This window comes from Streptomyces sp. 8K308, assembly GCF_004348315.1.
Classification (GTDB): Bacteria; Actinomycetota; Actinomycetes; order Streptomycetales; family Streptomycetaceae; genus Streptomyces.
This window is the reverse complement of the sequence record NZ_SMKC01000253.1, coordinates 1-10,862: the sequence shown is the minus strand read 5'-3', so window position 1 is coordinate 10,862 and position 10,862 is coordinate 1. Positions and strand designations below refer to the sequence as shown.

The window sequence follows — 10,862 nt, the reverse complement described above, 5'->3', positions numbered from 1 at the left end:
GCCGTTGACGATGACGTGGGGGGCGGCGGAGCGGGCGATGGCGAGCGCGGTGTCGTGGTCGAAGCGGTACTGGGCGGTCCAGGCGTCGTCGCGGCCGTAGACGGACGTGCCGGCGCCCCACTGGCAGTGGGCGTCGAGGCTCTGGTGGCCGTTGTGGACGCCCCAGCCGTACCGGTCCTTGCACTCCACGATCAGGAGGTGGGAGTGGTAGTTGACGTGCTCGGGGTCGAGGGCGGACACCTCCTAGCGGGTGGGGCGGATGGTGACGCCGTTGAGGGTGTAGGCGGCGGCCGGGGGCGAGATGGCGGCGCGCTCGGCCCGCCAGGCGTCGGCGCGGCGGCGCGGCCGGGCCCGCTCGGCCTCCGGCAGGGCGGCCTCGGCCGCGGCGCGCGGGCCGTCGAAGCCGGCCAGGCAGGCGGCGTCGGCGAGACGACCGTCGGCCTGCTCGCGGCGGTCGGCGGTCTTTGGCGCGGTGCGGGGCGGCAACCGTCAGGCGGAAGGCGGGACAACCGCCAGCCGCGGAGCGGGACGACCGTCAGCCGGAAAGCGGGACGCCCCTCAGTCGGAGGGCGGGGCGGCGACCTCCTCGTCGCCCCGGGCGACGAAGTCGTCCACCATGCGCCGGAACAGGGTGGCGAGCTGGTGGAGGTCCTCCGGCGACCAGTCGGCGAGCGCCGCCTGCATGCCCTGGCAGCTGGCGACCCGCAGGCGCCGCACCGCGGCCCGGCCCGCCTCGGTGAGCTGGATCCGCTGCGCCCGCCGGTCGTCGGGGTCCGGCACCCGGCCGACGAAGCCGGACCGCTCCAGGTGCTGCACCTGGCGGGTGACGTGCGATGCCTCGACCGAGAGCCGGACCGCGAGCTCCCCCAGGCGCATCGACTCGTGCTCGGCCAGCTGACGAAGCAACGCGACGCCCGCGCGGTCGAGCGAGAGCCCGGCCATGGCCATCAGCCGCTCGTGCTGCCTGGCCCGGTTGGTCAGGTAGGCGATGCGGGTGAGCGTGCTCTCGATCTCCACCACGTCGGGCGACACGGCGGGGTCCGCTGGCGATGGCGTCGACATGTCGCCACTTTACCAGATCATTGCCTAAGTCAAGCAACCCGCGTGGGGCAGGAAAACCGCTTGCCCGCTGGGACGCGGCACGGCGCCGCCCCGCCACGCCAGCGGGGCAGGCGTCGCTCAGCGCGCGGTCGGCACGTCAGCCGCCGGGCGCCGGTGGGCGACGCCACGGGCGAGGCGCCGTTCGAGCATGGCGCGGGTCTCGGGCCACTCCCCCGCGGTGATCGAGAAGATCGCGGAGTCACGGAGCCGGTCGTCCTCGCCCGGCGCCCACGACCGGGACCAGTTCCGCAGCACGCCCTCGAACCGCGCGCCCACCCCCTCGATCGCGGCCCGCTAACGCCCGTTGCGCGCGTCCGTCTTCAGGTCGAGACGCGCCACCCGCCAGTTCTCGAAGGCGTGCCGGAACAACAGGTACTTCGCCTCCGTGTTCACGCCGGTCCCCTGGGCGGACGCCGCGAGCCAGGTGAAGCCGACCTCGATCGCGCACAGCCCCTCGCCCGTCGGCCACGGCCGCGGATCCCAGTAGGCGGTGGCGCCGACCACCCTGCCCGAGGCGCGCTCCACCTGCGCGTACGGCGCGAGCCTGCCGGCGGCGGCCCTGGCGAGCTGGGCGGCTATGTATCCCTCCACCTCGGCGGCCCTGGGCACCCAGGTGAACCCGTACGAGCTCCGGTCCTCCTCCGCCGCCACCGCCAGGCCCGCCGCGTGGCGGTGTGCGAGGGGCTCCAGGCGCACGAGCGCGCCCTCGAGCACCGGTCCCTCCAACGTGAAACCCATCGACCGTCCTTTCGTGCCGCATCGCTCGTCCTCGGGCCGATGGCCCTGGTCAGGGTGCCAGCCACCGCGTCCTGTCGCGGGAATTCCGCCGCACGACGCCACCCACTCCGCTCACCGTCCGGGCGGGCCGGCGGCGGGCCGGCCGCCTCGCTCGCCCTGGGCGAGTCACGGCCCCGCTTCGAGCTCTTCCTCGACGTCCTGCTGCGCGGGCTGCCCGCCCGCCTCCCCGTCGAACACCGGCGGGAGCACGGCGCCGGCGCCGACTAGCCAGCGGCGAGCCTCGGCGAGGCGGGCCGCGTTGGCGGCCTGGTCGGGGACTCCGGTGGTGTCGCCGCGCAGGAGCCGCTGGGCGTAGTAGACCGCGTTGATGGCGTGGCGGAAGTCCAGCAGCGCCGGCAGGGCCCGGTCGATCTCCCCCGGCCGACAGCGGGCCGTGCGCGCGGTAGGCCGCCAGCAGGGGGCCGGCGTTCCGGGGTGCACCGAGGTCCATGACGACCGTGGCCAGGTCGTACAGGCGGGCGCCCCGGCCGGCGGCGCCCCAGTCGATCAGGCCGCACCGTCCGGTGCCGGGGTCGATCCTGAAGTGCTCCAACGCCGGATCGCCGTGCAGCGGACCCCAGTTCAGCGTCTCGGGGCGGAGGCTACGCAGCCGGGCGGCGACGCCCGCGAGCGCGGCGCGTAGCCAGGGCTGGGCGGCCAGCACCTCGGGTTCTGGTGGGTCGGCCAGCGGGTCGAGGGCGGCGCGGGCCTCGTCGGGGTCGGCCGGCTCGTCACCGAGGAGGCGGTGTGCGCGGCCGAGGGCGGCGCCGACCAGCGCGAGGTCGTGCTCGTTCGCGGCCTCGGGGATCCGGCCCTCGACCCAGCGCAGCAGGGCGAGTCGGTGGCCGGCCACGGCGACGGTCTCCGCCCCGTCACCGTGGGTACGGCGGCGCCGGACGGCAGGCCGGCGCGCTCCGCGCGGGCGGCGAGGCGGAGACCACGGTGGAAGCACTCCTCGGGCGCCCCGCACGGCACGGCCTTGGCGACCCAGCGGGCGGCTCGCGCCCCGCCGGGCCGCGGGCTCTCCCCCGGGCGCCGCCCGCCCGGCGGGACCAGCGGAGTCACCTCCCAGGTGACGGAGTTCATTCCCCCCATGAGGGGTGTGACGGCGACGTTCGTCAGATGCCAGTGGGTGGCGAGGGCGGCGTTGATCTCCGCCGACGTGGGCAGCGCTGTGGGCATGCGAGTGACGCACTCCTGGTTCGGGATCGGGTCGGACCAGCGGTGGTGGCGCGTGCGACGCGCCACGGAGACGTCACCTCACGTCCCGGAGCCTACCCCGGCGGTGCCGCCTACTCCCCCGACCGGCCAGAGGTGCAGGCCCTGTCCACCGGCCGCGCCCGGCGCACGCCACGCCGCCAGACCCCCGACGACAGCGCTTCCGCGACCCCATGGTTGGGACCAAGGCGCCGAGATGGGCCGCCACCGCGAGTTCACCGTGGCCACCGATGTGCCGGTCCACTTCTGCGCCCCCGCCATCCCCCGGCAGCGCGGCTCGAACGAGAACACGAACGGCCTGCTGCGCCAGTACCTTCCCCAGGGGCACCGACCTGGCCGTCCACGCGAGACGCTTGGCTGGGAAAATCCGCCGAGCGTTCGCATGAACTGCTCGCGGCCTGACCAACCGACCGTGTGTGTTGCAACGCCCTCTGGAACCCTCCCAGTTGTTGGAGAGGCCGTTTGGCGTTCGTGTCTCATCCGCTCCGAGCGGGTAGCGTGAAGGTGTCGCAGCCCTGGCCCTACCCTTGGCAGCGTGCGCCGGGGCTGCTCTCACGCCTCGCTGAGGCCGGCCCACTTCGCGAGTATCGACAGCTCGGGCTTCGACCGCCGGTGCAAGGACACCAGGACGCGCAGGACTTCACGAGCCATGGGGTGGATGCGTGCCATCTGCGGCGCTACCTCGCGGGCCCGCAGCAGAGCCTGGAGCGCGGCGTCGCGGTCGCCGACCGCAAGGCGCGCGCGGGCGGCGTCGATGTGGAGGTGCCCGACGCGTGTCGGCGCGAGCCCGGGGAGCTCGACGCTGCGGAGGTCTTCGGCCATCGCGACCGCACGCTTGGGGCGTTCGAGCTCGATGTGCGTGGCCAGCTCGTGGAGGACCGTGTTGCCGGGGCCGAAGGTGAGGTTGTGCCGGTACTGGTCAGCCCCGGCGAGGCGTTCGGCGAGGCGTTGCGCGTGTCGGAGATGGTGCTTCGTCGTGGCGTCGTCGCGGGCACGGGACGCGAGGGTGACGGCCCGCAGGTGCAGGGAGCCGGCGGCGACCACGGCGTCGACGCTGTCCTGGCCGGAGGCCGCCCAGGTGGTGAGCGCCCGGTCGGTGACGGCCAAGCCCTCGAGGTAGTCCCCGGCGGACTGGTAGGTGCCGGCCTCGGACCAGGCCGCGGCCATCTGCGCGACGGGGGACCAGGTCTGCGAGGCGGCCCACTCCTGGCGGGCCGCGACCACGTCGGCGAGGTCGGGGTATCCGAGGCGGTGGGCGATGGTGAACGCGCAGCTGTAGGCGTCCACCAGGAGTTGCCACGCTTCGGGGTCGCCGGAGTCGTGGGCGTTCGCGACCGCCCGGGAGATCAGCCCCGGCAACCCGGGGAGCAGATCGCGGTAGTTGGTGCCAGCGCGCATCTCGGAGGCGACGGCGATGTCGCCGGGCAGCGTGTCGGGCCGGACATCGGTGACCTGGGGGTGGCGGTGCCGCCGAACGGCGGACCGCAGGGCGTCGATGAGGGTGGGGTCGGGCGCCTCGGCATAGGGCTGCCCGTACAGCACGGACAGCGGGATACCGAGCGCCGTGGCGAGAGCGGCGGCGACGGCCGGGGTGCAGGCCCGGTCGCCGCGCTCGATCTTGCCGAGTAGGGACAGAGAGACCTTGGCGCGATCGGCCAGCTGGCGCTGACCCCAACCGCGCGCCTTCCGCTGGACGGCGATGTGCTCGCCGACCGCGGTCGGGGGGGATGTCGTGGCAGCGTGCATACACCGAGTGTTCCCCACAACAGCACGGCTGCGCCCGGCTCTTCGGCGACCTGGGCACTCACGTGTGCACTTCTTGTGCGTCTTCGGCTCTCGCGGCCGTAGTTATCTGGTCACGGCAGGCGATGACGCTGACCAGGAGGGGTCATGCTGATGACTGACGGGCACCCCGTCTCCATCGATCATGACGCGGTGCGGACCGACGTGCAGCGGGCCCGCGAGCTGTACACAAGGCAGGCGCGGACCGCCCTCGTCCCCGAGACCATTGAGGAGCTGCGGGACCACCTGCGGTCGCTGATTCCCGTGTGCGAGGACATGACGAGCCGGATGCCGGTGGGACAGCCGCGGCTCCGGTCGGAGTCGGCTATCGCCACCGCCCGACACCTGCTGACCGCCACGCCGGCCGACGGCCCGATGGGCCGGCTGGTGCACATGCAGCTCCTCGCCGACTCGGTGTCGGTCCTCGCGGCCCGGGCGCGTGCGCCAAGGGAGCCGATGTGACCGCGCCCGACTGGGTCCCACCGCTCTCCGCTGGCACCCGGACGGTGCCGACTGGCCGCTGGTTCGACGCGGTGCAGGTGCCGAGCTTGACCTCTGCCTACGTGCTGGGCCGGCTCGATGGGCGCTCCGGGCCGGTGGTCGAGGTCCAGGAGCATGGCGTCGTCCGCTGGTTCGTGGGTCCTCGGATGGCGGCCGGTTGGCCGCGGCTGCCCGGTGTGCGCGTCCTCGGGCATGGGCACTACGTCGCGATCCCGCCGGCCGAGTGGTGCGCGTCGCCGACGGAGGGCGGGCCGCCGATCCGCTGGCTGGTGCCGCCGCGCGGCAGCTGCCTCACCAACGCCGATGCGCTGCGCGAGGCGCTCGCCGCGACACTGCTTGCACCGGCCCCGCTGGGGGCGCGCCGTGCGTGACCACCGCACCGCCGCGAAGCCGGGACCCGAGGTGGCCGTCACCCTCGTCACCGGCCTGGAAGGCGCCGTGGATCCGGAGGAGCCGGTGACGTGCTGCTACTGCGGCAACGGCATCGTGTCGGACGACGACCACTCCAGGACGTGCCCATGGAAGGCGGGCGCTCGGTGACCGCGGCGCCGGCTGAGAAGGCCGAGCCCGCTATCGCGTTTCCCGTACCGAGCCTCGGTGGGCTGACGAAGTGGCAGCGGGATGGCTGGCTGTGCGTCTGGTGCGCCGGCCTGCTGCTTCTGGTACCGCGCTTACGACTCGCGAGAGTGCGCGACGCCGAGGGCCGGCTCTTCGACCTGTTCGTGTGCGAGCCGTGCGTCCTTGCCACCGTGGAGAAGGCGTTGGCCGATGGCTCGTGACCGCGCTCGCCACCCCCGGCCGCGACGCTCGCTTGCTGACCTCGTACTGCCGGTGATGGCCGCGTGGGTGGCCGGTTGGCTGTCGGCCGTGATGACCCTGGTGTGGCTCCGATGACCGTGCTCGACGTCGCCCTGGCGCTCCTGGCGGCGTGGCTCCTGCTGGGCGCCGTGGGGGCTGCCTGACGTCAGTTGGCGCCTTGCCGTGGCACGGCTCGCTCCGTGGCCTGCGCTCGGTATCGGCCGGGTGTGGTGCCGAACTCCCTCTGGAAGGCGTGGGAGAGGGCGTAGGGGCTGCCGTAGCCGACTCGGTCGGCGATGGTGGCCAGGGTGTCCGAGGTGTCCCGGAGCATGGTGGCGGCGAGGATCAGGCGCCACCAGGTGAGGTAGGCCATGGGAGGGCGTCCGACCAGGGTGGTGAACCGGCGCGCCAGGGTGGGGCGGGAGACGCCCGCCTCCGCTGCCAGGCGGTCGTTGCTCCAGGGGGCGGCCGGATTCGAGTGCAGGGCCCGCAGGGCGGCGGCCGTCACCGGGTCGCCCAGGGCGCCGGGCCAGACTCCGCTGGTGGTCTCGGTCATCCAGGAGCGGATCATGTAGACGAGGAGGAGGTCGAGCAGGTTCGGGAGCGCCACGCAGGAGCCGGGCCGCCTCTCGTCCAGCTCGCCGGCGAGCAGGTCGATCGCGGCGCGGAGTTCGAGGTGGCCGCCCACCCGGTTGGGCAGGTGGACGACCTCCGGCAGCTCCGCCATGAGCGGGTGCATGCGGCTGCAGTCGAGCCAGTACTTGCCGCAGAGCATCTCCATCTCGCCCCGATCGGGCCGACCTTCCGGCCCGATCTCCACGAGCCAGCGCTCGAACGGCACCGCCCGCTCCCCGGCGGTCGCCGCGTCGACCGGGGAGTCGGCGATCACATGGCCGGTGCCGTGCGGCAGCAGCACCGCGTCACCCACGCCGAGCGGCACGGGGGCGCCGCCGTCGGGGAGCAGCCAGCAGGTGCCCTTCAGGACGACGTGGAAGCCCGCCCCGTCGTACGGGTCGAGGCGCACGCACCAGCGCCCCCTCGTCCGCACCCGGTGCGACGAGGGGTGTCCGAGGTGCACGACGGAGATCGCGTCGCTCACCACATCCATCCGGCCAGGGTATCTGCCGTTTACGGTGTGAGACGGACTCGTATCTTGGTGAGCCAGATGAGCATTGAGAGGATCCCTCGGCCTTCCTAGGGTCGAGTGGGTGACGATCAGGAACGAGAACCAGAACGCGGCGCGCATGGTGCTGGGGGACGTCGAGGTCATCAGGGTGGTCGAGTGGCAGGGACCGTTCGCGCCGACCTCCGGCATGTTCCCGGGAGCCGGCGGCGACGTGTGGCGGGACAACGAGGACTGGCTGGCGCCTGACCACTGGGAGCCGGACGGCGACCTGGCGGTGCTCGCCCTGCAGACGTGGGTGCTGCGCAGCGGTGGGCGGACCGTCCTGGTGGACACGGGAGTGGGAAACGGGCGCGAGCGACCGGGCATGCCGCCGTTCCACCGGCATCAGGGCGACTTCCTCGGCCTGTTGGCGAGGGCCGGAGTTCTCCCGGAGGAGGTCGACGTGGTCGTCAACACCCATCTTCACGTCGACCACGTCGGCTGGAACACCGTGGAGGCGGACGGGGAGTGGGTGCCGACGTTCCCCAACGCCCGGTATCTCGTTCCGGCCGCCGACGACTTCCACTACGGTCCGGGTAATTCCTACGGGAACAACGCGCGGGAGGTCGACCGCCTGATCTACGAGGACAGCGTCGCGCCCATCCACCGGGCGGGACAGGCCGTGCTGTGGGACGGTCTCCACCGCGTCGACGAACACCTCACCCTGGAGTCCGCGCCCGGCCACACGCCCGGCTCGTCCGTGCTGCGTCTCGCGTCCGGGAGCGATCGGGCCGTCTTCGTCGGGGATCTGCTGCACAGCCCGGTGCAGATCCTCGAGCCCTGCTGCAACAGCGACGCCTGCCTGGCCCCGGCACAAGCGGTGGCCAGTCGGCGACGGATTCTCGGGCGGGCGGCCGACGAACGTGAGCTGCTCGTCCCCGCACACTTCGGCGGCGCGGGTGCCGTCGAAGTCCGGCGGGCGGGCGGCGGGTTCGCCCTCGGACCATGGGCGGCGACCGGGCAGGGGCAGGGCCCGTCGACTCCAGCCGGAGGCTGACCGCGCCAGGCGCGACGGCGGTCGGCCCGGTTCCCGCCCAGGGGCCCGTCACCGTGGCCCGCCCAGGCGCAGCAGCACCTTGCCGCCGGCGGTCGGGTCGGCGGCGACGGTCAGGGCCGTGGCCGCGTCCGCCATGGGGAAGCGGTGGCTGATGACCGGGGAGACGTCGAGCCCGTCCCGCATGGCGCGCAGCGCGTCGTCGATCTCCTCGACGAAGCGGTAGGAGCCGATCCAGGTGATCTCCCTGGTGACCAGGGAGCCGAGTTCGGCGGGCGCCGGGGTGCCCGGCAGGTTGCCGACCTGGACGAGGGTGCCGCCGCGCGCGGTGGCGCGCAGCACGGCGCCGAGCGCGGCGGGCGCCCCCGACGCCTCGAAGACCACCTCGACGTCCTCGGGGAGCGGTTCGCCGCGCCCGAGGTCGCGGGTCTCGTCGGCGCCCATGGCGGAGGCGACGGCGAGTCGGGGCGCGGTGAGGTCGGCGGCGACGATCGTGCCGGCGCCGTGGTGACGGGTGGCGGCGACGACCAGGGCGCCGATCGGCCCCGCGCCGTTGACCAGGACCGCCCTGCCACGCAGGTCGCCGGCCCGCCGCACGGCGTGCGTGGCCACGGCCAACGGCTCGGCGAGCGCGCCCTGTTCGGTGGTGACGCCGGCGGGCAGCGGCCGCACCTGGTGGGCGCGGACGACACGGTACTCGCTGAACCCGCCGTCGGTGTGCGGTTCGAAGGCGGCGGACCCGAAGTAGCGCACCCGGGCGTGCAGGTTGGTGCGGCCGGCGATCCTGGTGGGCAGCGGTTCTTCGCCGACGGGCTCGGCCGGGTGGACGGTGACAGGCTGACCGGGGGTGAGTCCGGCGACGCCGGGGCCGAGGGCGGCGATCCGGCCGGCGACCTCGTGGCCGAGAACCATGGGTGCGGTGAGACGGGCGGTGCCGGAGGCGCCGTGTCGGAAGTACGACACGTCGGAGCCGCAGATCCCGCCCCACTCCATGGCGATCAGCGCCTCGCCGGCGCCGGGGACGGGCCGGGGTCGTTCGTCGATCCGCACGTCTCCCGGGCCGTGCACGACCACGGCCTTCACAGCGCGTCCTCGAGGCGGACCAGGTCGCGGCCCCTGGTCTCCGGGGCCAGGAGGGCGGAGACCAGGGTGATCAGCGAGTAGACGACGAGCATTCCGGCGATGGGCCACCAGCTGTCGGTGACGGCGGTGAGGGTGGCCGCGAGCACCGGGCCGATGGCGGTGGCGAGCACGCCGCCGATCTCCTTGGCGACGGCGAGCTGGGTGAACCGGGTGCGGGAGCCGAAGAGTTCGGCCATGGTGACGCTCTCGAGCGAGAACAGACCGAGCACGCCGAGGTTGAGGGCGACGATCATGCCGAGCATGACCGCGGTCGCGCCGCCGTGGGCGATCAGCAGCAGGAGGGGGAAGGCCAGGACGGTGGTGAGCAGGGTCAGCGCGAGGTACATGGGGCGGCGGCCGAAGCGGTCGCCCAGCATGCCGACCGCCGGCACGGTGAGGAAGCCGAGCAGCGAGCCGTAGAGGATCGCGTCGGTGGGCACGGAGCGTTCGAAGTCGAGGTTGGTGGCGATGTAGCCGACCAGGAAGGTCTGGACGAGTCCCGAGTTGCCGGCCTGGCCGAAGCGCAGGCCGAGGGCGACGAAGAACGCCTTGCCCTTGCGCTGGCGCAGTCCGGCCTCCAGGGTGCCGGCGTCCTGGCGCCCAACGGCGCGCTCGCGCCCGGCGCTGTCCTCGAGTTGGTCGCGGGTCATGGCCACGCCGTTCACGACGTCGGGGCGTTCCTCGAAGACCGGGCTCTCCTTGAGGCTGCGGCGCAGCCAGACGGCGAAGATCAGCAGCAGGAAGCTGAGCAGGAACGGCAGGCGCCAGCCCCAGGAGAGCAGTTGGTCCTCGCTGAGGACGGCCAGCAGGATGGCCCAGAGTCCGGACGCCGCGAGGGTGCCGGAGTTGGTGCCGAGGGAGACAAGCGAGGCGATGAGCCCGCGGCGCGGCGGGGGCGCGTACTCAGCGAGCATCACGGTGGCGCCGGCGATCTCGGCGCCGGCGCCGAAGCCCTGGACGAGGCGGAGCAGGACCAGCAGGACGGGCGCGAGGATGCCGATGGAGGCGTAGGTGGGCAGGGCGCCGATGAGCGTGGTGGAGACTCCCATCATGACGATGGTGATGACCAGGACCTTCTTGCGGCCTATCCGGTCGCCCATGCGGCCGAAGTAGACGGCGCCGGCGAGGCGGGCCACGTAGCCGACGCCGTAGGTGGCCATGGCGGCGATGAGGCCGATGGCGGGGCTGACGTCGGGGAAGAAGATCTTGTTGAAGACGATGGCCGCCGCCAACGAGTAGAGCTGGAAGTCCATGAACTCCATGGCGGTGCCGAGCCAGCCGGAGACGGCGGCTCTGGTGAGGTCCCTGGTGGTCCGCCGCACGGGCCCGGTGGGCTCCGTGGTGGTGGTGCTGGTGGTCATCCGGAACTCCGTTGTTCTGTGGTGCCTGTGGGGAGGGGGACGG

General features: G+C 73.4%; 13 protein-coding genes and 2 pseudogenes. 6 read left to right on the top strand and 9 right to left on the bottom strand.

Features of this window, described 5'->3' with window-relative positions; genetic code table 11:
- The 5 genes and pseudogenes from E1265_RS26760 to E1265_RS39680 all read right to left on the bottom strand — a co-directional run.
- The coding region (locus E1265_RS26760) for a hypothetical protein (RefSeq protein ID WP_132933569.1) at window positions 1-240 on the bottom strand (240 nt) is incomplete at its 3' end.
- A gap of 3 nt (window positions 241-243) precedes the next feature.
- Window positions 244-486 (bottom strand): hypothetical protein, encoded by a 243-nt coding sequence (locus E1265_RS26755; RefSeq protein ID WP_132933568.1) that lies wholly within the window; start codon window positions 484-486, stop codon window positions 244-246.
- Between the two features lie 72 nt (window positions 487-558).
- Window positions 559-1,062, bottom strand: a complete 504-nt coding sequence (locus tag E1265_RS26750; RefSeq protein WP_132933567.1) for a MarR family transcriptional regulator — start codon at window positions 1,060-1,062, stop codon at window positions 559-561.
- A 117-nt stretch (window positions 1,063-1,179) separates the two neighbouring features.
- Window positions 1,180-1,839, bottom strand: a pseudogene (locus E1265_RS26745) (GNAT family protein).
- Between the two features lie 165 nt (window positions 1,840-2,004).
- Complete coding sequence (locus E1265_RS39680) at window positions 2,005-2,319, bottom strand: hypothetical protein (RefSeq protein WP_132933566.1); 315 nt, start codon at window positions 2,317-2,319, stop codon at window positions 2,005-2,007.
- Between the two features lie 955 nt (window positions 2,320-3,274).
- Between E1265_RS39680 and E1265_RS39675 the strand changes: the two are divergent.
- Window positions 3,275-3,598 (top strand): annotated as a pseudogene (locus E1265_RS39675) (hypothetical protein); the annotation flags it as partial.
- A 50-nt stretch (window positions 3,599-3,648) separates the two neighbouring features.
- Here the strand turns inward: E1265_RS39675 and E1265_RS26725 are convergent.
- Window positions 3,649-4,842, bottom strand: coding sequence for a helix-turn-helix transcriptional regulator (locus tag E1265_RS26725; RefSeq protein ID WP_132933565.1), 1,194 nt, complete (start codon window positions 4,840-4,842; stop codon window positions 3,649-3,651).
- Window positions 4,843-4,986: 144 nt separating this feature from the next.
- Here E1265_RS26725 and E1265_RS26720 point away from each other — a divergent pair, with 144 nt between their 5' ends.
- From E1265_RS26720 to E1265_RS26710, 4 genes are read left to right on the top strand one after another with little or no spacing between them, the layout of a single operon-like run.
- Window positions 4,987-5,340, top strand: coding sequence for a DUF6415 family natural product biosynthesis protein (locus E1265_RS26720; protein WP_132933564.1), 354 nt, complete (start codon window positions 4,987-4,989; stop codon window positions 5,338-5,340).
- Window positions 5,337-5,750, top strand: coding sequence for a hypothetical protein (locus E1265_RS26715; protein WP_132933563.1), 414 nt, complete (start codon window positions 5,337-5,339; stop codon window positions 5,748-5,750). Before E1265_RS26720 ends, E1265_RS26715 begins: the two co-directional genes overlap by 4 nt.
- Window positions 5,743-5,919, top strand: a complete 177-nt coding sequence (locus E1265_RS37310; protein WP_165953889.1) for a hypothetical protein — start codon at window positions 5,743-5,745, stop codon at window positions 5,917-5,919. The genes E1265_RS26715 and E1265_RS37310 overlap by 8 nt, the downstream gene beginning before the upstream one ends.
- Complete coding sequence (locus tag E1265_RS26710; protein WP_165953888.1) at window positions 5,898-6,158, top strand: hypothetical protein; 261 nt, start codon at window positions 5,898-5,900, stop codon at window positions 6,156-6,158. Before E1265_RS37310 ends, E1265_RS26710 begins: the two co-directional genes overlap by 22 nt.
- 185 nt (window positions 6,159-6,343) lie before the next feature.
- Here E1265_RS26710 and E1265_RS26705 read toward each other — a convergent pair whose 3' ends face one another.
- Window positions 6,344-7,285 (bottom strand): AraC family transcriptional regulator, encoded by a 942-nt coding sequence (locus E1265_RS26705; RefSeq protein WP_132933561.1) that lies wholly within the window; start codon window positions 7,283-7,285, stop codon window positions 6,344-6,346.
- 106 nt (window positions 7,286-7,391) lie between these two features.
- Here E1265_RS26705 and E1265_RS26700 point away from each other — a divergent pair, with 106 nt between their 5' ends.
- The gene (locus E1265_RS26700; protein WP_132933570.1) at window positions 7,392-8,339 is read left to right on the top strand and encodes an MBL fold metallo-hydrolase; all 948 of its coding nucleotides are present in this window, start codon (window positions 7,392-7,394) and stop codon (window positions 8,337-8,339) included.
- 48 nt (window positions 8,340-8,387) lie between these two features.
- On the opposite strand, the gene E1265_RS26695 is transcribed toward E1265_RS26700, so the two are convergent.
- Together E1265_RS26695 and E1265_RS26690 are read right to left on the bottom strand one after the other, a co-directional pair.
- Window positions 8,388-9,419 (bottom strand): L-idonate 5-dehydrogenase, encoded by a 1,032-nt coding sequence (locus E1265_RS26695; protein ID WP_132933560.1) that lies wholly within the window; start codon window positions 9,417-9,419, stop codon window positions 8,388-8,390.
- Window positions 9,416-10,819, bottom strand: coding sequence for an MFS transporter (locus E1265_RS26690; protein WP_132933559.1), 1,404 nt, complete (start codon window positions 10,817-10,819; stop codon window positions 9,416-9,418). Before E1265_RS26690 ends, E1265_RS26695 begins: the two co-directional genes overlap by 4 nt.
- Window positions 10,820-10,862: the final 43 nt, after the last annotated feature.

What these genes read in the sequence shown, in the direction of transcription:
- E1265_RS26690 (WP_132933559.1), bottom strand. Translation starts at nt 10,819, where the DNA reads ATGACCACCAGCACCACCACCACGGAGCCCACCGGGCCCGTGCGGCGG.
- E1265_RS26750 (WP_132933567.1), bottom strand. Translation starts at nt 1,062, where the DNA reads ATGTCGACGCCATCGCCAGCGGACCCCGCCGTGTCGCCCGACGTGGTG.
- E1265_RS26710 (WP_165953888.1), top strand. Translation starts at nt 5,898, where the DNA reads ATGGAAGGCGGGCGCTCGGTGACCGCGGCGCCGGCTGAGAAGGCCGAG.
- E1265_RS26720 (WP_132933564.1), top strand. Translation starts at nt 4,987, where the DNA reads ATGCTGATGACTGACGGGCACCCCGTCTCCATCGATCATGACGCGGTG.
- E1265_RS26725 (WP_132933565.1), bottom strand. Translation starts at nt 4,842, where the DNA reads ATGCACGCTGCCACGACATCCCCCCCGACCGCGGTCGGCGAGCACATC.
- E1265_RS26705 (WP_132933561.1), bottom strand. Translation starts at nt 7,285, where the DNA reads ATGGATGTGGTGAGCGACGCGATCTCCGTCGTGCACCTCGGACACCCC.